Below are 21,638 nucleotides of genomic sequence, written 5' to 3' on the forward strand. Positions count from 1 at the left end.
TTTCATGCTTCGAACGCTTGGGGAAGCGATCAGAAGTTGTGCTGAACGCCCACGGCGTACAGGGTGTTCTTGGCTTCCAGACCGGTGCCGATGGCTTCGGCTTTGGTGCGGTTGAAGGCCAGGTACGTGAAGGTGCGCTTGGAGAGCGCGTACTTCAGGCCGGCGCTGAAACCGGTGGTCTTGGTGAGGTCAACACCAGCCGACTCGGTCTTCGAGCGGGCCAGGCCGAAACCGGCTTCGAGCGCGCCACCCAGGGGCACGTCCACACCGATGTTGTACTCGTTGGCCTTGACGTCGGCAGCGGCGCCGTCGGCCTTCACCTTGACCTGGTTGATGCCACCGATCAGCTTGGCCACGCCGAAGTCGTACGAGCCGTTCAGCAGGTTGTAGGTGGTCTTGCCGGTGGCGCCAGCGAAGGTCAGCAGGTTGGTGCTGCCCGGGGCCAGGTAGCCAGGAACCAGGCTCGCGTTCTTCTCGGACTGGTGAGCGAAACCAGCCACGATCGGGCCGTTGGCGTAGTTCAGGCTCAGGGACAGCAGGCTGCTGGTACCGCCGGTCAGCGAAGCGGCCTTGTCTTCACCCAGCGAGTAGGCGATGGCACCCGAGAAACCACCGAAGTTCGGCGAGTTGTAGCGGATGGTGTTGTTGGGGTTGTCTTCGTACGGCAGCCAGGTCGAGAACGACGACGAGAAGTTCGCGTTGAACGTGTCGTTGGCCATCGAGCGGGTGTCGTCGTACGGGGTCCAGGGCTTGCCCAGCTGGACTTCACCGAAGCCACCCGACAGGCCGACCCACGACTGGCGGTCGAAGCGGAAGCCACCGGCGGTGCCGTTGTCCATGCCCAGGGCGCCTTCCAGTTGGAAGTTGGCCTTCAGGCCGCCACCGAGGTCTTCGCTGCCTTTGAAGCCCAGGCGGCTGGTGTTGAAACCGCCGCTGTCCAGGCGCGAGGTGCTCACGGAAGGAGCGCCGGTCACGTCGGTCTTGGTGCGGCCAACCCACACGTCGGCCATGCCGTACAGGGTCACGCTGGACTGGGCCATGGCGGCGCCGCTAGCGGCCAGAACGGCCAGGGCGATCAGACTTTTCTTCATGGGGATTCCTTTTCCTTTGGAACGGTTGGGGAAACGTTTCACACGACTGAAACTGCATGGATGGTAGGACACCCACGACACAGAGACAGGGTTAGCCCCTAGATTTTTCCCCAACGCATGCGCAGCTGTTGCCATGGTGCAACGCATCATCCCCTCCCGATGCCGGGCGCCTCTTGAGCCAGCCCGACGCGAAGCACCCATGAAAAAAGCCACCGCTTGCGCGGTGGCTTTTCAAGCTTCGAATACCAAGCGGGTCAAGCCCGCCAGGGATCAGAAGGAGTGGCGAACGCCGACTTCGAAGCCGCGCGAGCTCTGGCCCGGGGTCACGGCGGCGCCGGTGGCACCGGCTTCGGCGCTCACGCTGAAGGCGGCACCGACCTTGTTGGAGATGCGCGAGTAGTTCGTGTACAGAGCGGTGCGCTTGCTCAGGCCGTACTCGTAGCCGATGGCAACCTGGTTGGCATCGCCAGCGAAGTTGTCATAGCTCGAACGGGTGTACGAAGCCTTGATCAGGCCAGGACCCACGGGGGCGGTCAGGCCGACCATCAGGTGCTTGACTTCCTGGTCCACACCGGCGTTGGTCTCGAACTTGCCGATCGTGTACTGAGCCATCGGCTTGATGAAGCCGAAGTCGTACGAAGCGCCCACGTTGGTGCGCTTGAACTTGTTCACGTTGGCGGCGGCGCTGCCTTCGGCGGCGGTGGCCAGGGCCACGCTCAGGGGACCCGCGTTGTACGTCAGGCGCAGGCCGGCATACTTGTTGGGATCGTTGTCGGTCTGGGTTTCCTTGAACGCGTACTGGAACTGACCCTGGAAGCCAGAGATGTTCGGCGTGAAGTAAGCGATGGTGTTGTTCGCACGCACGACGGTGGTCGCGCCGCTGCCCAGGGCACCGAAGGTGTTGGTGGACGAGCCCACGCCGTTCGTGCCGAACGGGTCGTACACGGTGTGGTTCCAGAAGGTCGGGGTGTAGTCACGGCCCAGGCGGACTTCACCGAAACCGCCCGACAGGCTCACGGTGCTGCGGCGCTGGAAAGTCAGGCCAGCGGCGTTGCCGGTGTCGGGATCAAGGGCACCCTCGAGCCAGAAGCTGGCGCTCATGCCGCCACCCAGGTCTTCCACGCCACGGAAACCGATGCGGCTCGAAGCCGTGCCGTCCTGGCTCAGGGAGGACTGGCTCACGCCGCCTTGCTTCACGTTGCGCACGGCCACGTCCACGATACCGAACAGGGTCACCGACGACTGGGCCAGTGCAGCGCTGGAAGCTGCAACGGCAGCCAGAGCGATCAGGGTCTTTTTCATTGAGGAGTTCTCCAAGGTTGAGTTGACTGGCCAAGGGTCTTTGGCCCTTGAGCCCACCTCCGTTGCGGGAAGCTGCGGGCATTGCAACAGAAAGCCACAGCACATTCCATGTTTACGGGGCGCCGATGCCGTTCATGCGCCCGGAATGTTGTTCGGTCACCACGAATTTCGGGCTATCCCTTAGCACCAAAGCACTCATATGGGCCGCCCGCGAAACCGCTCGGCGCGCCGGGAAACCGTTCAAGTCACGCCCGGCCATGGCAACATGCCATGACGCAACCGACGGAACTTCCACCATGTCCGCCTCCGACGCCCTGATCCATGCCGCCGACTCGGCGCTGCGCACCCTGTTCGTCAAACCCCATGCGAGCCAGCCCTGCCCCACGGTGCCCGAGCACCACGACGATGCTGCGTTGACGGCCGAGGAGCGGCACCTTTCCGGTGCGCTCATGCGCGTGAACCACGTGGGCGAGGTTTGTGCCCAGGCGCTGTACACGGCGCAGGCTTTGGCCGCTCGCTGGCCTGGCGGCCCGAAACGCGAGGCCAATGAGGCCCTCGCGGCACGGCTGGAGGCGGCAGGCCGCGAAGAAACCGATCATTTGGCCTGGACCCAGGCGCGGCTTGACGAGCTCGGCGCCCGGCCTTCCCTGCTCAACCCGCTGTGGTACGCGGGCGCCTTCGGCCTCGGGTTGGTGGCCGGCGCCCTGGGGCGGGGCGCCAGTCTGGGTTTCGTGGTGGAAACCGAGCGCCAGGTCGAGGCCCACCTGGCCTCGCACATGGACCGGCTGCCCGCCCAGGACCATGCCTCACGCGCCATCGTGGCCCAGATGAAAGAAGACGAAGCCCGCCATGCGCGTGATGCCCAGCAGGCTGGCGCCACCGAGCTGCCGCTGCCGGTGAGAGGCGCCATGCGCGCCATGGCCAAGGTGATGACCACCGTGGCGCACCGCATCTGAGCCGCGCCTCGCTGCGGCGCGGCGGGCGCTCAGGCTTCGATCAGGTCGAAGCCGGTGGTGATCTCGGCGGTCTTGCCCAGCATGATGCTGGCCGAGCAGTACTTCTCGTGGCTCATGGCGATCGCGCGCTCGACCGCCGCGGCCGGGATGCCCTTGCCGGTCACCGTGAACTGCATGTGGATCTTGGTAAACACCTTGGGATCGGTAGCCGCTCGCTCGCTGGTCAGTTTCACCGAACAGCCGCGCACGTCGTGGCGGCCCCGCTTGAGGATCAGCACCACGTCATAGGCGGTGCACCCGCCCGTGCCGGCCAGCACGGTTTCCATGGGCCGGGGGGCCAGATTAGCGCCGCCGTTCTCAGGCTTGGCGGCATCGGGCGCGCCGTCCATGGTCAGCACGTGGCCGCTGCCGGTCTCGGCCACGAAGCCCATGGCCGATCGGGTGCCGCTGGCGCCGGTCCAGGTGACGGTGCATTCCATGAAAACTCCGTGTGATCGCGCACACCAATTAGAGGTAGCGCTCTGAAAACAGGGGCAATGCGGCAAAGGTTGTTGCAATGCAGCATGCCAACGGTATACTCGCGGCATTGTATTGAAGGTTGTCTCCTCTACCCTCCACGGGTGGATTCAAACCCGGACCACGAACGTCGGTCCGGGTTTTTTTTGCCCATCGATATGATCGGCCGATGACATCGCCCCAGACGGCCCTCACCCCGGCCGACTACCTCAAGAAAATCCTGACCGCCCGGGTGTACGACGTGGCGGTGGAGTCCGACCTCGAGCCCGCGCGGGCGCTGTCGCGCCGTCTGCACAACACCGTGCTGCTCAAGCGCGAGGACCAGCAGCCGGTGTTCAGCTTCAAGCTGCGCGGGGCCTACAACAAGATCGCGCACCTGCCGCCCGAGCAGCTCGCCAAGGGCGTGATCTGCGCGTCGGCGGGCAACCACGCCCAGGGCGTGGCCCTGAGCGCCAAGAAGCTGGGCATCCGCGCCGTGATCGTCATGCCGGTCACGACGCCCCAGGTGAAGATCGACGCGGTGCGCGGCTTCGGCGGCGAGGTGGTGCTGCACGGCGACAGCTATTCCGACGCCCACGGCCACGCGGTGGTGCTGCAGAAGAAGCAGGGCCTGACCTTCGTGCACCCCTTCGACGACCCCGACGTGATCGCGGGCCAGGGCACGATCGCGATGGAGATCCTGCGCCAGTTGCAGCGCCTGGGCTCCGACCGGCTCGACGCGGTGTTCGTGGCCATCGGCGGCGGCGGCCTGATCTCGGGCGTGGCCAACTACATCAAGGCGGTGCGCCCCGAGGTGAAGGTGATCGGCGTGCAGATGACCGACTCCGACGCCATGATGCGTTCGGTCGCCGAGCACCAGCGCGTGACGCTGCCCGACGTGGGCCTGTTCGCCGACGGCACCGCCGTGAAGCTGGTGGGCGAAGAAACCTTCCGCATCGCGCAAGACCTGGTCGACGACTACATCGCGGTCGACACCGACGCCGTCTGCGCCGCGATCAAGGACATCTTCGTGGACACGCGCAGCATCGTCGAGCCTTCGGGCGCGATGGCCGTCGCCGCGGTGAAGCAGTACGTGGCCCGCCACAAGACCAAGGGCCAGACCTACGCGGCCATCCTGTGCGGCGCCAACATGAACTTCGACCGCCTGCGCTTCGTCGCCGAGCGCGCCGAGGTGGGCGAAGAACGCGAGGCCCTGTTCGCCGTCACCATGCCCGAGGAGCGCGGCAGCTTCCGCCGCTTCTGCGAGCTGATCGGCGAGCTGCCCGGCAGCCCGCGCAGCGTGACCGAGTTCAACTACCGCATGCACGACGGGGCCCAGGCGCACGTGTTCGTGGGCCTGAGCACCACGGCCAAGGGCGAGTCGGGGAAGCTGGCGCAACAACTCATCCGCCACGGCTTCGAGACGCTGGACCTCACCCACAACGAACTGGCCAAGGAACACGTGCGCCACCTTGTGGGCGGCCCGTCGCCGCTGGCGCACGACGAGCGCCTGCTGCGCTTCGTGTTCCCCGAACGCCCCGGCGCCCTGCTGAAGTTCCTGAGCCTGATGCGCCCCTCCTGGAACATCAGCCTGTTCCACTACCGCAACCAGGGCGCCGACTACGGCCGCATCCTGGTGGGTTTGCAGGTGCCGGCCAAGGACGACAAGGCCTTCGCGAAGTTCCTCGACACGCTGGGCTACCCCTGTGTGGAAGAAACCGGCAACCCCGCCTACCGGCTCTTCCTGCGCAACTGAACGAACCGCCCCATGCCCTCGGCCCGCGACCCCGCGCTGACCCCGCTCAATGCCGCCCGGCCCCACGCCCCGGTGGAGGGGCTGCGCGTGCCCACGATCGCCGCCACGGCGGACGCCACGCTCGACCACACGCTGGCCCTGCGCATGCAGACGCCCGGGCACGACCTGTTCGCCCTGGGGCGCGTGCAGTCGCTCGCGCTGCAGCTGGCGCGCATACAGAACGGCAGCCCGCTGCCCTTTGACCTGCTGGTGTTCGATGCGCCGCAACTTGTGGTGTTCGCAGCCGACCACGGGCTGGCCGACGAGGGCATCAGCGACTGGCCGCAATCCACCTCGCAACAGCACGTGGCGCAGCTGCTGTCGGGCGCGGCCCCGGCCAACGTGCTGGCGCGCCAGCACGGTTTCGACGTCACGGTGGTCGACGCCGGCCTGGCCGCGCCCATTCCGCCCGTGGCCCGCACCCGGCCCGCGGCGGTGCTGCAACCGCGCAAGATCGGCTACGGCACGCGCAACTGCCTGCTGGGCCCGGCCATGTCGCTGGTGCAGGCGGTCTCGGCGCTGCACGCCGGCATGGACGTGGTGCGCCACCTGCCCGGCACGGTGATCGCGCTCGGCGACATCGGCGTCGGCGGCATCGCCAGCGCGTCGCTGCTGCTGTCGCGCCTGTGCGGTGTGCCGGTGGTCGATGCCTTCCCGCGCGAAGACCCGGGTGCCACCTCGCTTGACGACACCCTGCACTGGCAGCGCGTAGACAAGCTGCAGGCCGCGTCGCAGCGGCACGCGCTCGCCATGTCGCCGATCCACGCGCTCGCGGCCTTCGGCGGCTTCGAGATCGCCATGCTGGCCGGCGCCATGCTGCAGGCCGCGAGCGAGCGCCGCATCGTGCTGGTCGACGGCTTCGTGGCCGGCGCCGCGGCGCTGGTCGCGCGGGGACTGCACCCCAACGTCGGTGATTACCTGGTGTACGCGCAGCGCTCGGCCGCGGCGCCGCACCGGCTGATGCTGATCCACCTGCGGGCGCACCCACTGCTCGACCTCGAACTCAACACCAACCAGGGCACGGGCGCGCTGCTCGCCTGGCCCCTGCTGCTCGCCGCGCAGGGCATGCTCGACGCCACCGCTTGAACGGCCCGGCCGCGCGCCGGCCGCCTCAGGAGCGGCCGCCCGGTGCTTCGGGCAGGCTCAGTTCGAACGGTTGGGCATTGCCGGGCGGCGCCAGCCGCACCGAGCGCCGCTGCACCGTGCGCAAGACCACATCGCCTTCGAGCGTGGCACCCACGCGGTAAGGCTTGGGCGGCTGGCCGTCGATCGCGATCAGCGCGGCACCACCGTCGCCGCCGTCGGCCACCACGCCCACCAGCTGGTAGCGCGAGGACAGCGGCGGCGCCGCCACCGGTGCGGTGACCGCGGCCACCTGGGGCGTGGCGCCCAGCACCCGCGCGAGGGCCGCGGGCTCGGGCGCTTCGGGCAGCTGGGCGGTGGTGGAAACGGGTGTGAGCGGCGAGCGACCCAGCACCTGCAGCGCCCAATAGCCTAGGCTGAGGCCGGCAGCGAGCCACAACAGACCAGCCGCCAGCGCCGGCCAGCGGCGCGGCGCGGCGCCGCTGGCCGCGCTTTCGCCGAGAAACACCGAGTGGCCGAAGCTTCGATCTGTTGCCATGACGGCGCATTATCATCGACCGACCCTCTATGTGGGCCTCTGCCCACGCGGCACCGGAGACGCGCTTGATTCGATTCCTTTCCCCCGCCCGGCAAGCCCTGCAGCGCGGTTTCACGCTCATCGAGCTGATGGTGGTGCTGGTCATCATCGGTGTGCTGGCCGCGCTCATCGTGCCCAACGTGCTCGACCGCACCGACGACGCGCGCATGACCGCCGCACGAACCGACGTCAACAACCTCATGCAGGCGCTCAAGCTGTACCGCCTCGACAACCAGCGCTACCCGAGCAACGAGCAGGGCCTGGCCGCGCTGGTGGCCAAGCCCACCGCCGCACCGCTGCCGCCCAACTGGCGCCGCTACCTCGACAAGCTGCCCAACGATCCCTGGGGCCGGCCCTACCAATACCTCAATCCCGGCGTGCACGGCGAGGTCGACGTGCTCTCGCTCGGCGCCGACGGCCAGGCCGGCGGCGAGGGCGCCAATGCCGACATCGGCAGCTGGCAATGAACCCGTCGGCCGGCTGACGGCCTGCTGAGCCCAAGCCCATGCGCCCCGCCCACCGAGGCTTCACGCTGCTGGAGATCATGGTGGTGGTGGCCATCGTGGCCCTGGCCACGGCCAGCGTCACGCTCGCGCTGCGCGACGACAGCGGCACCCGCCTCGAACGCGAGGCCATGCGCCTGTCGGCGCTGGTCGAATCGGCGCGCGCGCAGTCGCGCACCAGCGGCCTGCCCGTGGTCTGGCGCATCCGCCCCGACGGCTTCGAGTTCATCGGCCTGCCCCGCCCGCAGGAAGGCGTGCGCCCCGCCGGCGTCACCGACGGCCCGCAACGCTGGCTCAACGAAGGCACGGCCGCGCAGGTGGTGGCACCGCCCGGCGCCACCGGCCTGGTGCTCGGCCCCGAGCCGCTGATTCCCGCGCAGCGCGTGGCCATCGTGCTGGGTGAGCGCCGGCTCGTCATCGCCACCGACGGCCTTGGCCCCTTCGCCGTGGTGAACGAACCATGAAGCCCTGCCGCGGCTTCACGCTGATCGAGGTGCTGGTGGCGCTCGGGGTCGTGGCGCTCACCCTCACCGCCGGGCTGCAGGCCAGCGGCGCGCTCACCCGCAACGCCGAACGCCAGACCGAACAGTGGCTGGCCCAGCTCTGCGCCGAGAACGCGCTCACCGCGCTGCGGCTGCAGCGCCAGCTGCCCGGCACGGGCGACAGTGAGGTGGTGTGCGAACAGGCCAACCGCACGATGCTGGTGCGGCTGTCGGTGTCACCCACGCCCAACCCCAACTTCCGCCGGGTCGACGCCACCGTGGTGCAGGGCGCGACGCGCCTGCTCACACTGTCCACGGTGCAGGGCCGGTATTGACCATGGGCCCCCACACTTCGCGCTGCGTGTCGCCGTTGCCGCCCCGGCGCGCACGCGGCTTCACCCTGGTCGAACTGCTGGTGGCGCTGGTCATCCTGTCGACCATCGCCATCCTGAGCTGGCGCGCCATCGACGGCATGGGGCGCACGCAGGCGATCACGCAGTCGCGCGCCAACGAGTTGCTGCGCCTGCAATCGGCACTCGGCCAGTGGAACGCCGACCTCGACGCGCTGATCGACACGCGCGAGGTCAACCCGATCGACTTCAACGGCCAGGTGCTGCGGCTCACGCGCCGCGACCCGATGGAAACCGGCCTCGACAGCCGCGGCATCCGCGTGGTGGCCTGGGCCCTGCTGCCCGGTGCCGAAGGCCTGCGCTGGTCGCGCTGGCAATCGGGCCCGCTGCGCCAGCGCGACGAGCTCGCGCGCGCCTGGCAGCGCGCGAGCGAGTGGTCGGCCGGGCGGGTCAACCCCGGCGCCAGCGGCGACACCCTGGCCTCGCCCACGGCCGACAGCGCGATCGGCCTGGTGCGCGCCAGCGCCTGGCAGCTCTACTACCACCGCGGCGAGGCCTGGACCAACCCGCAGTCGGCCGCCGACACCCTGCCCGCCAGCGGCGACGGCTACGCGCCCAACGCCAACCTGCCCAACGGCGTGCGGCTGCAGCTCACGCTCGCGCCCGAGCTGCCGCTGCAGGGCACGCTGCTGCGCGATTGGGTGCGGCCCACGCTGGAGGCCGCGCCATGAGCGCCGGTGCGCGGACCCAGCGCGGCGCGGCCCTGCTGCTCGCCATGCTCACCGTCACCCTGGTGGCGGCGCTGGCGGCCAGCGCCGCCTGGCAGCAGTGGCGCGCGATCGAGATCGAACGCGCCGAGCGCCAGCGCGGCCAGGCGGCCTGGATCCTCGCGGGCGCGCTCGACTGGGCCCGCCTGATCCTGCGCGAGGACGCGCGCGGCAACCAGACCAGCGGCAACCCCGACCACCTGGGCGAGCCCTGGGCGCTGCCGCTCGAAGAAGCCCGCCTCTCCAGCTTCCTCGCGGCCGACCGCGACAACAACGCCGACAGCGTGCTGCAGGCTTTCCTGTCGGGCGAGATGATCGACCTGCAGTCGCGCCTGAACTTCAACAACGTGATCCGGCGCGAGGGCAGCGGCAGCGCGCTCAAGGTGGAGCTGTCCGAGCCCGACCTGCAGGCCCTGCAACGGCTCTACGAGGGCCTGGGCCTGCCCCTGGGCGAACTGCAGGCGGCGGCCAACGAACTGCTCGCGAGCACGCGGCTGTCGCTCACCGACCCCCAGCCTTCGCGCACCGCGCTGCTGCCCACCAAGTTCTCGCAACTCGCGTGGCTGGGCATTTCACGCGAGAGCCTGGCGCGGCTCGAACCCCACCTCACCGTGCTGCCGCAGCGCACCACGCTCAACCTCAACACCGCGAGCGCCGAGGCCATCGCCGCTTCGTCGCCCGGGCTCGACCTGGCGCGCGCGCGCCGGCTCATCGCCGTGCGCGAGCGCACCCCCTTCCGCAGCCTGGCCGAGGCCGCGCGCGTGCTCGGGGCGAGCGAGGTGCCGCCGCTGTCCGACCAGTACCACGGCGTGCGCAGCGAGCATTTCGAGGTGCGCGGCCGGCTGCGGCTGGACGACACCATCATCGAAGAGCGCTCGCTCGTGGTACGGCGCAACCTCGACGTGCGCATCGTCTGGCGCGAGCGCTTCACACGCCGTTGAAGCCGGGATGCAACGCCGCCCGGGCCTTTCCGGTCTTTTTGTCGTGATCCCTCCCTAGAATGGCCGCTCCCACTTCCTGAAATCCCCGCTGTGCTGATCGTCACGCCCGTCGACCCCCTCGCCAGTCCCGGCGCGGCCTCCACGCTGCTGCAGTGGGTGCGCAGCGCCGACGGCCAGCAGCCCGATGAACACGGCGAGTGCGCGATCGACCTGCTGCCGCGCGACGACGAGCTGGTGCTCGCGCTGCCGCCGCGCACGCTCACCTGGAACCGCATCAACCTGCCGCGCGTGAGCGGCCCGCGCCTGCGTGCCGCGCTCGACGGCCTGCTCGAAGACCGCGTGTTGTGCGACGTGGGCGAACTGCACCACGCCCTCGAGCCCGACGGCCGGCCGGGCCAGCCGGTCTGGGTCGCGAGCACCCACCGCGACCGCCTGCGCGCCTGGGTGCGCGCCCTCGAAAGCTCGGGCCGGCCGGTGGCGCGCATCGCGCCGCTCATGTGGCCCATGGTCGCGGCCGCCGCACCCTCGGCACCCGGCAGCACGCGCAGCTTCGCCATGGACGCCCCCAGCCTCGTGCACTGGGCCCACATCGACGGCCAGCAGGCCTGGCTCGCGAGCGCCAGCCCGCTGGGCGTGAGCAGCGTGCCGCTGCTCGAAGGCGCGGGCGTGCCGCCGCTGTCGGCGCTCATTCCCGGCGCCGACGAAGGCCAGGACGACGCGCGCAGCCTCGATGTCTGGCTCGCCGACCCGCTGGTGGTCGAGCTCGCCACGCGCGTGCTGCAGCGCCATGTCGACCCGGTGCCGCCCGACCAATGGCTGCTGCGCGCGGGCCAGACCGACTGGAACCTCGCGCAGTTCGACCTCAGCCTGTCCTCCAACGCCCGCCGCAGCCAGCGCCTGCGCCGCGCCTGGCGCGAGTTCCGCGCCTCACCCGCCTGGCGCCCGGCGCGCTGGGGCCTGGCGGCGCTGCTGCTGGCGCAGCTCGTGGGCCTGAACCTCGTGGCCTGGCAGGAAGGCCGCAGCCTGCAGGCCAAGCAGGCCGCCGCGCGCGACACGCTCACGCGCACCTTCCCCAACGTCGGCCTGGTGATCGACCCGCCGGTGCAGATGCAGCGCGAGGTCGCGCGGCTGCAGCAGGCCAGCGGCCACCTGGCCGCGGGCGACCTCGAAACCCTGCTCGGCGCGATCGACCGCGCGGCCGGCCCCGAGGCCGTCACGCCCACGCGGCTGTCCTACGACGCCAACGGCCTGCGCCTGTCGGGCTGGCGCGCCGGCGACGACCAGGTGCGCGCGCTGCAGCAGGCGCTGCAGACCGCCGGCTGGCGCGCGCGCTACGACGGCGGCGAACTGTCGCTGCAAACGCCCCAACCCTGAACCATGGCCGCCAGCGACACCCCCTCCAAGACCCGCGGCCTGGCCGCCGTTTCGGCCTGGCTGGCCGGCCTGTCGGCGCGCGAGCGCCGGCTGGTGCTGATCGCCGCCGCCGTGCTCGGCCTGGGCCTGCTGTGGTGGGTGGCGATCGCGCCGGCCTGGCAGACCCTGCGCCAGGCGCCCGCGCGCCAGGCCGCCGCCGACGCCCAACTCGCGCGCATGCAGCAGTTTGCGCAACAGGCCGAAGCCTTGCGCGCGCAGTCGGCGGCCGCCGCGCCCAGCCGCGACGAAGCACTGCGCCAGCTCGAAGCCGCCAGCGCCACGCTGGGCGGCAGCGCCCAGGTGAGCGTGGTCGGCGACCGCGCCACCGTTGCGCTGCGCCAGGCCAGCCCCGTGGCGCTCGCGCAGTGGCTGCAGCAGGTGCGCAGCAACGCCCGCCTGCTGCCGGTCGAGTCGCAACTGAGCCGCGACGCCGCCTCGGGTGGCTGGACCGGCACCCTGGTGCTGGCCGGCCCGCCGCTGGCCACGGCCAACTGACCATGAACCCCACCGCCATCCAACGCCTGGCCCTCGCGGCCGCCGTGCTCGGCGCGCTGCTCGCGCTGCTGCTGTTCGCGCCCGCGCGCTGGCTGGCCGACGCCGTCACCCGCGCCAGCGGCGGCCAGGTGCAGCTGGTCAACGCCAGCGGCACGGTCTGGACCGGCCGCGCCGACCTGCTCTTCACCGGCGGCGAAGGCAGCCGCAGCACCAGCGCGCTGCCCGAAGGCCTGGCCTGGCGGCTGCGCCCGGCCTGGCATGGCGGGCCCGCGCTCGCGCTCGGCCTGCGCGCGCCGTGCTGCACGCCGCAACCGGTGCAGCTGCACCTGCGGCCCGGCATCGGCGAAACCCGGCTCGACATCGCCCCCTTCCAGGGCCGCCTGCCCGCGGGCCTGCTCGCGGGCCTGGGCACGCCCTGGAACACGCTGCGCCTCGAAGGCACGATCGCACTGCAAAGCCAGGGCCTGGGTCTGAGCCTGGTGAGCGGCCGCGCGCAGCTGCACGGCGGACTCGACATCGACGCGCTCGACCTGGCCTCGCGCCTGTCCAGCATCCGCCCCCTGGGCAGCTACCGCGCCCAGCTGCGCGCCGACGCCGACGGCCACACCGCGCGGCTCGAACTCCAGACCCTCAGCGGCGCCCTGCTGCTGCAGGGCCAGGGCGAATGGGTCGGCGGGCGGCTGCGCTTCGCGGGCGACGCCCAGGCCGCGCCGGGCAGCGAGCTCGCGCTGACCAACCTGCTCAACATCGTGGGCCGCCGCGACGGCCCGCGCTCGGTGATCACCATCGGGTGACCGCTGCCTGACCACCTCCCTATAGGATTGCGCCATGTCCGCCCTCACCCCCCTCGCCAGCCGCAGCAGCGCCCTCGCGCTGGCCTGCGCCATGGCGCTGAGTCTGCTGGGCACGCCCTCGGCCCAGGCCCAGCCCGCCGCCCGCAACAGCGAACCCGTCACGCTCAATTTCGTGGGCGCCGAGATCGAGGCCGTGGCCCGCACCATGGCCACCATCACCGGCCGCAGCGTGGTGGTCGACCCGCGCGTGCGCGGCACCATCAACCTGTCCACCGACCGCCCGGTGCCGCCCAACGCGGCGCTCAACCAGTTCGCGGCCGCGCTGCGCCTGCAGGGCTTCGCGCTGGTCGACACCGGCGGCCTCTACAAGATCGTGCCCGAGGCCGACGCCAAGCTGCAGGGCAACGTGGTCAACGCGGGCGCACCCTCGGCCCTGCCCTCGTCGAACCAGGTCGTCACGCAGATCTTCCGGCTCAACCACGAGAACGCGAACAACCTGGTGCCGGTGCTGCGCCCGCTGATCCCGCCCAACAACACCATCAACGTCAACCCGGGCAACAACTCGCTGGTCATCACCGACTACGCCGAGAACCTGCAGCGCGTGGCGCGCATCATCTCGGCGCTCGACGTGCCGGGCGCGAGCGACATCGAGATCGTGCCGCTGCAGCACGCGGTGGCGGCCGACCTGGTGCCCATGATCCAGCGCCTGATCGACCCCGCGACCGCGGGCGCCGGCGGCGCTGCGGGCGCGGCCGACGCGAGCTACCGCACCACCATCATGGCCGACGCACGCAGCAACAGCCTGGTGCTGCGTGCGGCCAATCCGGCGCGGCTGGCGCTCGTGAAATCGCTCGTGGTGCGGCTCGACCAGCCCTCGGCCACCGCGCTCAGCGGCAACATCCACGTGGTCTACCTGAAGAACGCCGACGCGGTCTCCATGGCCACCACGCTGCGCGCCGCGCTGGCCGCGGCCGAATCGGGCGGTGGCGGCGGCGGTGCAGCCGGCGCCATCGGCTCCGCCTCGGCCGTCCGCGCCGCGCCGTCCACCATCAACCTCACGGCCAATGCCTCGGGCATGACGGCCTCGACCACGCCGGTCACGCCCAGCGCCCAGCCCTCCACCGGCGGCCAGATCCAGGCCGACCCGGCGACCAACTCGCTCATCATCACCGCGGCCGAGCCGGTCTACCGCCAGCTGCGCGCGGTGATCGACCAGCTCGACTCGCGCCGCGCCCAGGTCTACGTGGAAAGCCTGATCGCCGAGATCAACGACGACAAGGCCGCCGAGTTCGGCATCCAGTGGCAGGGCGCCTCGGGCAATTCGGGCGACCGCGTGATCGGCCTGCTCGGCACCAACTTCGGTGAGGGCGGCCGCAACATCATCAACCTCGCGCAGGGCGAGACGACGCCCGCGGCCGGCCTCAACATCGGCCTGGCCCGCCGCACCGGCGGCGTCTACGTGCTGGGCTTCCTCGCGCGCTTCCTGCAGGAGAACGGCGCCGGCAACGTGCTGTCCACCCCGAACCTGCTCACGCTCGACAACGAAGAGGCCAAGATCGTCATCGGCCAGAACGTGCCCTTCGTGACCGGCCAGTTCACCAACACTGGCGGCGGCAACAACGGCTCGGTCAACCCGTTCCAGACCATCGAGCGCAAGGACGTGGGCCTGACGCTGCGCGTGAAGCCGCAGATCAGCGAGAACGGCACCATCAAGATGACCATCTACCAGGAGGTCAGCAGCATCCTGCCCTCGTCGGTGGGCTCGAGCACCGGCCTGATCACCAACAAGCGCAGCATCGAGACCAACGTGCTCGTGAACGACGGCGCCATCGTGGTGCTCGGCGGCCTTCTGCAGGACGAGTTCGCCAACAACCAGCAGAAGGTGCCCGGCCTGGGCGACGTGCCCGTGCTGGGCGGCCTGTTCCGCAACGAAAGCCGCAGCCGCCGCAAGACCAACCTCATGGTGTTCCTGCGCCCCGTGGTGCTGCGCGACGAGCGCGACACCGCCAACCTCGCGCTCGACCGCTACGAGCAGATGCGCGCGGTGCAGCGCGACATCCAGCCCGCGCCGAGCAGCGTGCTGCAGATCAACCAGAGCCCGGTGCTGGGCGAGCAGCCCATGCCCTACCAGCGCCAGAACGCGCCGCGGCCACAGCTCGGCACCACCGAAGGCGCGCCCGGTGGCGTCACGTCCACGCCGGTGCCCGTTCCGGTGCAGCCCACGCCCACCCCGGCGCCCGCAGCCCCCGCGCCGGCCCCGGCCAGTCCGCGCCCCTGAGGCCCGCGCCGTGAAGTACCCGCTGCCCTACGCCTTCGCCCGCGAGCACCAGTGGCTGCTCGAGGAAGACGCGGGCACGCTCACCCTGATCGGCAGCCGCAGCGCCGCCAGCGACGCCGAGTCGCAGACGCGGCGCCTGTCGGCGCTGTCGGAGATCCTGCGCCAGCATCCGGTGGTCGACATGCGCTGGGAAGACGCCGAGGGCCTGCGCCAGCGCATCAGCGCCGCCTACTCGCAGGGCGAGTCGAGCGCCGCGGCGGTGGTCAGCGAAGTGCAGGGCGACGCCGACCTGAGCCGCATGATGCAGGAGCTGCCCGCGATCGAGGACCTGCTCGAGACCGCCGACGACGCCCCCATCATCCGCATGCTCAACGCCCTGCTCACGCAGGCCGCGCGCGACGGCGCGAGCGACATCCACATCGAGCCCTTCGAGCGCCACTCCAGCGTGCGCTTTCGCGTCGACGGCACGCTGCGCGAGGTGGTGCAACCCAACCGCGCGCTGCACGCGGCGCTGATCTCGCGCCTGAAGATCATGGCCGAGCTCGACATCTCCGAGAAACGCCTGCCGCAGGACGGCCGCATCAGCCTGCGCATCGGCACGCGCGCGGTCGACGTGCGCGTGTCCACCCTGCCCAGCGCGCACGGCGAGCGCGCGGTGCTGCGCCTGCTCGACAAGAGCGAGAGCAAGCTCAACCTCGAATCGGTGGGCATGCAGGGCGACGTGCTCGCACGCTTCGAGCGCCTGGTCACGCAGCCGCACGGCATCATCCTCGTCACCGGCCCCACGGGCTCGGGCAAGACCACCACGCTCTACGCCGCGCTGCAGCGGCTCGACGCCGGCACGCAGAACATCATGACGGTCGAAGACCCGATCGAATACGAGCTGCCCGGCATCGGCCAGACCCAGGTCAACCCGCGCATCGAGCTCACCTTCGCCAAGGCCCTGCGCGCCATCCTGCGCCAGGACCCGGACGTCATCATGATCGGCGAGATCCGCGACCACGAGACCGCGCAGATCGCGATCCAGGCCTCGCTCACCGGCCACCTGGTGCTGGCCACGCTGCACACCAACGACGCGGCCAGCGCCGTCACCCGCCTCACCGACATGGGCGTGGAGCCCTTCCTGCTCAGCAGTTCGCTGCTGGGCGTGCTCGCGCAGCGCCTGGTGCGAAAGCTCTGCGTGCACTGCCGCAAGCAGGACGCGCACGGCCGCTGGCACCCCGTGGGTTGCGCGCAATGCAACCACAGCGGCTACAAGGGCCGCACCGGCATCTACGAACTCATGGTGGCCGACGACGCCATCCGCACCCTGGTGCACAACCGCGCGGCCGAGAGCAAGCTCTTCGTGCAGGCCGAGAAGGCCGGCATGAAGACCATGCGCGAAGACGGCCAGCGGCTGATCGAGGCGGGCATCACCTCGGTCGAAGAGGTGATGTCTGTGACACGGGAATAAAGTGCCCGCCTACACCTTCGAAGCCCTCGACGCCGACGGCCAGACGCACAAGGGCCTGATCGACGCCGACACCGCGCGCGCCGCGCGCAGCCAGCTGCGCGCGCGCTCGCTCGTGCCGCTGGCGGTCGAACCCGCGAGCTCGGCCATCAACGACGGCGGCGGCAAAGGCCTCAACATCACGCTCTGGGGCGGCCGGGTGTTCAACGCCACCGCGCTGGGCGTTTGGACGCGCCAGCTCTCGGGTCTGGTGGCCGCGGGCATGCCGCTCGAACGCGCGCTCACCGCGCTCACCGACGAGGCCGAGAACGACAAGGTGCGCAACCTCGTGGCCACGCTGCGCGGCGAGGTCAATGCGGGCTCGGCGTTCGCGCGTGCGCTGTCGCAGTTCCCGCGCGAATTCCCGGCCAGCTACTGCGCCGTGGTCGCCGCGGGTGAACAGAGCGGCCAGCTCGGCACCGTGCTCGAACGCCTGGCCGACGACCTCGAGGCGCGCGAGGCGCTGCGCAACAAGCTGCTCGCCGCGGCGCTCTACCCGGCCATCGTCACGCTGGTGGCGATCGCCATCGTGGTCTTCCTTGTGAGCTACGTGGTGCCGCAGGTGGCCGGGGTGTTCGAGGGCAGCAAGCGCGCCCTGCCCTTCCTCACCGTGGTCATGCTGGGCCTGAGTGGCTTCGTGCGCCACTGGGGCTGGCTGGTGCTGCTGCTGGCGGTGGCCGGCTTCACCGGCCTGTGGTTCGCGCGCAAGCGCGACAGCGTGCGCCTGCGCATGGACACCGCGGTGCTGCAACTGCCCGTGATCGGGCGGCTGGCGCGCGGCTTCAACGCGGCGCGCTTCGCGGGCACGCTGGCCATGCTCGCGGGCGCGGGCGTGCCCATCCTGCGCGCGCTGCAGACCGCGGCCGAAACGCTCAACAACCGCGCGCTGCGCGAAGACGCGCTCGACGCCCTGGTGCGCGTGCGCGAGGGCGCGCCGCTGGCCTCGGCGCTCGCGGCCAAGAAGCGCTTTCCCCCGCTGCTGAGCATGTTCGCGCGCCTGGGCGAGCAGACCGGCCAGCTGCCGCCCATGCTGCAGCGCGCGGCCGACCAGCTCGCCGCCGAGGTGCAGCGCCGCGCCATGTCGCTGGCCACGGTGCTCGAGCCGCTGCTCATCGTGGGCATGGGCCTGGTGGTCATGCTGATCGTGCTCGCGGTGCTGCTGCCCATCATCCAACTGAACACCCTGGTCACCTGATCCCATGGCAGTCACGCTCGACGGCAAGCTCGTCGTCGCCATCTCTTCGCGCGCCCTGTTCGACTTCGAAGAGGAGAACCGGGTTTTCGAAGGCGGCGACGACAAGGCCTACATGCGCCTGCAGCTTGAGCGCCTCGACCAGCCCGCCGCGCCCGGCGTGGCCTTCTCGCTGGTGCACAAGCTGCTCGCCTTCAACGACGCCCAGGCCCAGCGCGTGGAGGTGGTGATCCTCTCGCGCAACGACCCGGTCTCGGGCATGCGCGTGTTCCGCTCGGCCCAGCACTACGGCCTGCCGATCCAGCGCGGCAGCTTCACGCGCGGCCAGCCGCCCTGGCGCTACCTGCGCCCGCTGCGCGCCAACCTCTTCCTCTCGGCCCACCTGGCCGACGTGCGCGCCGCGCTCGACGCCGGCGTGCCCGCGGCCCAGGTTTACCCCACCTCGGTGCGCGCCAGCGACGCCCACCCGACCGAGGTGCGCATCGCCTTCGACGGCGACGCCGTGCTGTTCTCCGACGAGGCCGAGCGTGTCTACCAGGCGCAGGGCCTGTCGGCCTTCCAGACCCACGAGGCGAGCAAGGCCGCCACGCCGCTCGAAGGCGGGCCGTTCAAGCCCCTGCTCGAAGCCCTGCACCGCCTGCAGAGCGAAGGCACGCCGCTGATGCGCGTGCGCACCGCGCTGGTCACGGCGCGCAGCGCGCCTGCGCACGAACGCGCGATCCGCACGCTCATGAACTGGAACATCGAGGTCGACGAGGCCATGTTCCTCGGTGGCCTGCCCAAGGGCGAGTTCCTGCGCGAGTTCGAGCCCGACTTCTTCTTCGACGACCAGACCGGCCACATCGAATCCGCGGCGCGCCATGTGCCCGCGGGCCACGTGGCCTCGGGCATCTCCAACACCTGACGCCGACCGCCATGCCCCACGCGCCCGCCCCGCTGCCCTCGTCGACCCGGGTGGCGGCCGGCCGCGGCAGGCTCACCGAGCTGCACATCCACAACCGCCACGCGCGGGCCGTGGTCGCGCTGCAGGGCGCGCAGCTGCTGTCGTTCCAGCCGCACGGCGAACCCGACTGGCTGTACCTGAGCCCCAACGCGGTGTTCGCGCCCGGCCGGCCCGTGCGCGGCGGCGTGCCGGTGTGCTGGCCCTGGTTCGGCCCCGACCCGCAGGGCCTGGGCCGGCCGGCGCACGGCTTTGCGCGCCAGTCGCCCTGGGTGCTGCGCCACGCGCTCGACGAGGGCGACGGCTGCACCCTGCTCGAACTCGAGCTCACCGACGACGCGGCCACGCGCGCGCTCTGGCCGCACCGATTCCGCCTGCGGCTCGAAATCCGCGTCGGCGACACGCTCGCGCTGGCGCTCACCACACGCAACCTCGGCGACACCCACCTCACGCTCACCCAGGCGCTGCACAGCTACTTCGCGCTCGATCGCATCGAGGGTGCGCGCGTGCACGGCCTCGACGGCCTGGGCTTCATCGACCAGGTGCCGGGCGCGAACCCGCAGGGCGCGCCCGCGCCCGGCCCGCTGACCTTCGCGGGCCGGCTCGACCGCATCTACCCGAACGCGCCCACGCGGCTGCAGCTCGAAGGCGCCGCGGGCGGCGGCCGGCTCACGCTCGACAGCGAGGGCAGCCGCAGCGCCGTGGTGTGGAACCCGGGCGCCGAGCTCGCCGCCGGCATGGCCGACCTCGGGCCGGGCGAACACAGCCGTTTCGTGTGCGTGGAAACCGCCAACGCGGGCGACGACGTGGTCACGCTCGCACCCGGCGCCGAACACCGGCTCGCGCTCGCCATCGCGCGCACAACCGAACCCAGCCACCGGAGTCCCCCATGAGCGTTCGCGAGAAACTGCAGGCCTTCAGCGCCTTCGCGGGCAAGGCCTGGCGCCTGTCCCGGCCCTATTTCCATTCCGACGAGAAGTGGAAAGCGCGCGGCCTGCTCGCGGCCATCGTCGCGCTCAATCTCGGCGCGGTGTACATGCTGGTGCTGCTCAACGACTGGAACCGCGTGTTCTACGACGCCCTGCAGAACAAGGACGCCGCGGTGTTCTGGCGCGAGCTCGGCCGCTTCACCTACCTGGCCTTCGCCTTCATCATCATCGCCGTCTACCGCTTCTACCTCACGCAGCTGCTCGAGATGCGCTGGCGCTCGTGGATGACGCGCCACTACCTCGACCGCTGGCTGCAGGACCACCGCTTCTACCGCATGGAGCTCGCGCGCTACGCGCGCGGCACCGACGCGCCGCCCGACAACCCGGACCAGCGCATCGCCGAAGACATGAACCTGTTCACCAGCTACACGGTGAGCCTGTCCATGGGCCTGCTCAACGCCGTGGTCACGCTGATGAGCTTCATCGGCATCCTGTGGTCGCTCTCGGGCAGCTTCGGTTTCAGCTTCCAGGGCCGCGCCTGGGACATCCCGGGCTTCATGGTCTGGATGGCGGTGCTCTACTGCGTCGTGGGCAGCGTCATCACCCACTACCTGGGCCGGGCGCAGATCCCGCTCAACTTCAAGCAGCAGCGCTACGAGGCCGACTTCCGCCACCACCTGGTGCGGGTGCGCGAATACAGTGAATCCATCGCGCTCGACCGGGGCGAGGCCGTCGAGCGCCGCCAGCTCGGCCTGCGCTTCGGCGAGGTGCTGGCCAACTACCTCCGGCTGCTCAACGCGCAAAAGCGCCTCACCTGGTTCACCTCGGGCTTCGGCCAGGCCGCGGTGGTGTTCCCCTTCATCGTCGCCGCGCCGCGCTTCTTCAGCGGCGCCATCCAGCTCGGCGAACTCATGCAGATCGCCTCGGCCTTCGGCCGCGTGCAGGACTCGCTCTCGTGGTTCGTGGACAACTACAGCACCCTGGCCACCTGGCGCGCCACCACCGACCGCATCACCAGCTTCGAAGACAGCTTCGCCGCGCTGCAGGCCGATGACGACGCCACGGCGAACATCCGCCACGGCGCCGACGCGATCGCCATCGACGCGATGGACCTGGCGCTGCCCGGGGGCGTGGCGCTGCTCGGTGTGCAGGGCATGCGCATCGCCGCGGGCGACACGCTGCTGCTCAAGGGCCCCTCGGGCAGCGGCAAGTCCACGCTGCTGCGCGGCCTTGCGGGCATCTGGCCCTGGGCGCGGCGCCGCTTGCGCCTGCCCGACGACTTCGAGGCCCGCGCCATGTTCCTGCCGCAGCGGCCCTACTTCCCCAACGGCCCGCTGCGCGACGCCCTGGCCTACCCCGAGCCGGCCGAACGCTACAGCGACGAACAGCTGCGCGGCGCGCTCGAGCAGGCCCTGCTGCCCGCGCTGGCCGACCGCCTCGACGAGCACGACGCCTGGGGCCAGAAGCTCTCGGGCGGCGAGCAACAGCGCCTGGCGATCGCGCGCGCGCTGCTCAAGCGGCCGCGCTGGCTGTTCGTGGACGAGGCCACCAGCGCACTCGACGAAGCCGCCGAGGCCACGCTCTACGAGCGCCTGCGCGCGCTGGTGGCAGCACAGAACGGCGCGCTGGTGTCCATCGCGCACCGGCCCGGGGTGGCGGCCTGGCACGCGCAGCAATGGCAGTGGGTGCCCGGTGACCCGAGCGGGCCGAGATACCGGGTCGTGGTGCCCTGACGCGGGCGGAACGCCGCCCGGGTGCGGGTTACT

The 21,638-nt window shown here is 70.8% G+C and carries 21 protein-coding genes; 17 read left to right on the plus strand and 4 right to left on the minus strand.

Annotation, left to right across the window (positions count from 1 at the left end):
* Nucleotides 1-29: 29 nt before the first annotated feature.
* Nucleotides 30-1,091 carry a porin gene (locus tag WDZ95_RS05195; protein ID WP_425776715.1) on the minus strand — a complete coding sequence of 354 codons (1,062 nt, stop codon included), beginning with the start codon at nt 1,089-1,091 and terminating at the stop codon, nt 30-32.
* Between the two features lie 270 nt (nt 1,092-1,361).
* Nucleotides 1,362-2,393: a porin gene (locus tag WDZ95_RS05200; protein WP_166230321.1), complete on the minus strand. Its 1,032-nt coding sequence runs from the start codon at nt 2,391-2,393 to the stop codon at nt 1,362-1,364.
* 296 nt (nt 2,394-2,689) lie between these two features.
* Between WDZ95_RS05200 and coq7 the strand changes: the two genes are divergently transcribed.
* Entirely contained in the window at nt 2,690-3,349 is a 660-nt protein-coding gene (coq7, locus tag WDZ95_RS05205; RefSeq protein WP_425776717.1) for a 2-polyprenyl-3-methyl-6-methoxy-1,4-benzoquinone monooxygenase, read from the plus strand.
* A gap of 29 nt (nt 3,350-3,378) precedes the next feature.
* Here coq7 and WDZ95_RS05210 read toward each other — a convergent pair whose 3' ends face one another.
* Entirely contained in the window at nt 3,379-3,828 is a 450-nt protein-coding gene (locus WDZ95_RS05210; protein WP_166230317.1) for an OsmC family protein, read from the minus strand.
* A 206-nt stretch (nt 3,829-4,034) separates the two neighbouring features.
* On the opposite strand from WDZ95_RS05210, the gene ilvA reads away from it, so the two are divergent.
* Nucleotides 4,035-5,600, plus strand: a complete 1,566-nt coding sequence (ilvA, locus tag WDZ95_RS05215; RefSeq protein WP_166230315.1) for a threonine ammonia-lyase, biosynthetic — start codon at nt 4,035-4,037, stop codon at nt 5,598-5,600.
* A 12-nt stretch (nt 5,601-5,612) separates the two neighbouring features.
* Nucleotides 5,613-6,725: a nicotinate-nucleotide--dimethylbenzimidazole phosphoribosyltransferase gene (locus WDZ95_RS05220; protein ID WP_166230313.1), complete on the plus strand. Its 1,113-nt coding sequence runs from the start codon at nt 5,613-5,615 to the stop codon at nt 6,723-6,725.
* Nucleotides 6,726-6,750: 25 nt separating this feature from the next.
* Here the strand turns inward: WDZ95_RS05220 and WDZ95_RS05225 are convergent, their stop codons facing one another.
* On the minus strand, nt 6,751-7,260 hold the full coding sequence (locus tag WDZ95_RS05225; protein ID WP_287468099.1) for a type II secretion system protein N: 510 nt from the start codon (nt 7,258-7,260) through the stop codon (nt 6,751-6,753).
* Nucleotides 7,261-7,289: 29 nt separating this feature from the next.
* Between WDZ95_RS05225 and gspG the strand changes: the two genes are divergently transcribed.
* The 14 genes from gspG to WDZ95_RS05295 all read left to right on the plus strand — a co-directional run bounded on the left by gspG (nt 7,290) and on the right by WDZ95_RS05295 (nt 21,605).
* Nucleotides 7,290-7,766 (plus strand): type II secretion system major pseudopilin GspG, encoded by a 477-nt coding sequence (gene gspG / locus WDZ95_RS05230; RefSeq protein WP_166230309.1) that lies wholly within the window; start codon nt 7,290-7,292, stop codon nt 7,764-7,766.
* Nucleotides 7,767-7,804: 38 nt separating this feature from the next.
* Entirely contained in the window at nt 7,805-8,266 is a 462-nt protein-coding gene (locus WDZ95_RS05235; protein ID WP_166230307.1) for a prepilin-type N-terminal cleavage/methylation domain-containing protein, read from the plus strand.
* Nucleotides 8,263-8,619 carry a type II secretion system minor pseudopilin GspI gene (gspI, locus tag WDZ95_RS05240; protein ID WP_166230305.1) on the plus strand — a complete coding sequence of 119 codons (357 nt, stop codon included), beginning with the start codon at nt 8,263-8,265 and terminating at the stop codon, nt 8,617-8,619. Before WDZ95_RS05235 ends, gspI begins: the two co-directional genes overlap by 4 nt.
* Nucleotides 8,620-8,621: 2 nt before the next feature.
* Nucleotides 8,622-9,365, plus strand: a complete 744-nt coding sequence (locus tag WDZ95_RS05245; protein ID WP_425776722.1) for a prepilin-type N-terminal cleavage/methylation domain-containing protein — start codon at nt 8,622-8,624, stop codon at nt 9,363-9,365.
* Nucleotides 9,362-10,342 carry a type II secretion system minor pseudopilin GspK gene (gspK, locus tag WDZ95_RS05250; protein ID WP_166230301.1) on the plus strand — a complete coding sequence of 327 codons (981 nt, stop codon included), beginning with the start codon at nt 9,362-9,364 and terminating at the stop codon, nt 10,340-10,342. Before WDZ95_RS05245 ends, gspK begins: the two co-directional genes overlap by 4 nt.
* 90 nt (nt 10,343-10,432) lie before the next feature.
* The gene (gspL, locus tag WDZ95_RS05255) at nt 10,433-11,716 is read left to right on the plus strand and encodes a type II secretion system protein GspL (protein WP_166230300.1); all 1,284 of its coding nucleotides are present in this window, start codon (nt 10,433-10,435) and stop codon (nt 11,714-11,716) included.
* A gap of 3 nt (nt 11,717-11,719) precedes the next feature.
* Nucleotides 11,720-12,250: a type II secretion system protein GspM gene (gene gspM / locus WDZ95_RS05260; protein ID WP_166230298.1), complete on the plus strand. Its 531-nt coding sequence runs from the start codon at nt 11,720-11,722 to the stop codon at nt 12,248-12,250.
* A 2-nt stretch (nt 12,251-12,252) separates the two neighbouring features.
* Nucleotides 12,253-13,044: a type II secretion system protein N gene (gene gspN, locus WDZ95_RS05265; RefSeq protein ID WP_425776725.1), complete on the plus strand. Its 792-nt coding sequence runs from the start codon at nt 12,253-12,255 to the stop codon at nt 13,042-13,044.
* Nucleotides 13,045-13,078: 34 nt separating this feature from the next.
* Nucleotides 13,079-15,322: a type II secretion system secretin GspD gene (gene gspD / locus WDZ95_RS05270; RefSeq protein ID WP_166230294.1), complete on the plus strand. Its 2,244-nt coding sequence runs from the start codon at nt 13,079-13,081 to the stop codon at nt 15,320-15,322.
* Nucleotides 15,323-15,332: 10 nt separating this feature from the next.
* Complete coding sequence (gspE, locus tag WDZ95_RS05275; RefSeq protein ID WP_166230292.1) at nt 15,333-16,775, plus strand: type II secretion system ATPase GspE; 1,443 nt, start codon at nt 15,333-15,335, stop codon at nt 16,773-16,775.
* A gap of 1 nt (nt 16,776) precedes the next feature.
* Nucleotides 16,777-18,006: a type II secretion system inner membrane protein GspF gene (gspF, locus tag WDZ95_RS05280; RefSeq protein ID WP_166230290.1), complete on the plus strand. Its 1,230-nt coding sequence runs from the start codon at nt 16,777-16,779 to the stop codon at nt 18,004-18,006.
* 4 nt (nt 18,007-18,010) lie between these two features.
* Nucleotides 18,011-18,907 carry a 5'-nucleotidase gene (locus tag WDZ95_RS05285; protein ID WP_166230288.1) on the plus strand — a complete coding sequence of 299 codons (897 nt, stop codon included), beginning with the start codon at nt 18,011-18,013 and terminating at the stop codon, nt 18,905-18,907.
* A gap of 11 nt (nt 18,908-18,918) precedes the next feature.
* A complete protein-coding gene (locus WDZ95_RS05290) occupies nt 18,919-19,836 on the plus strand; it encodes a D-hexose-6-phosphate mutarotase (RefSeq protein ID WP_166230286.1) in 918 nt (305 codons plus the stop codon).
* Nucleotides 19,833-21,605, plus strand: coding sequence for an ABC transporter ATP-binding protein/permease (locus WDZ95_RS05295; protein ID WP_166230284.1), 1,773 nt, complete (start codon nt 19,833-19,835; stop codon nt 21,603-21,605). The genes WDZ95_RS05290 and WDZ95_RS05295 overlap by 4 nt, the downstream gene beginning before the upstream one ends.
* The last annotated feature ends 33 nt before the right edge of the window (nt 21,606-21,638 follow it).

This window comes from Hydrogenophaga sp. T2, from assembly GCF_049843535.1.
Lineage (GTDB): Bacteria > Pseudomonadota > Gammaproteobacteria > Burkholderiales > Burkholderiaceae_C > Hydrogenophaga > Hydrogenophaga crocea.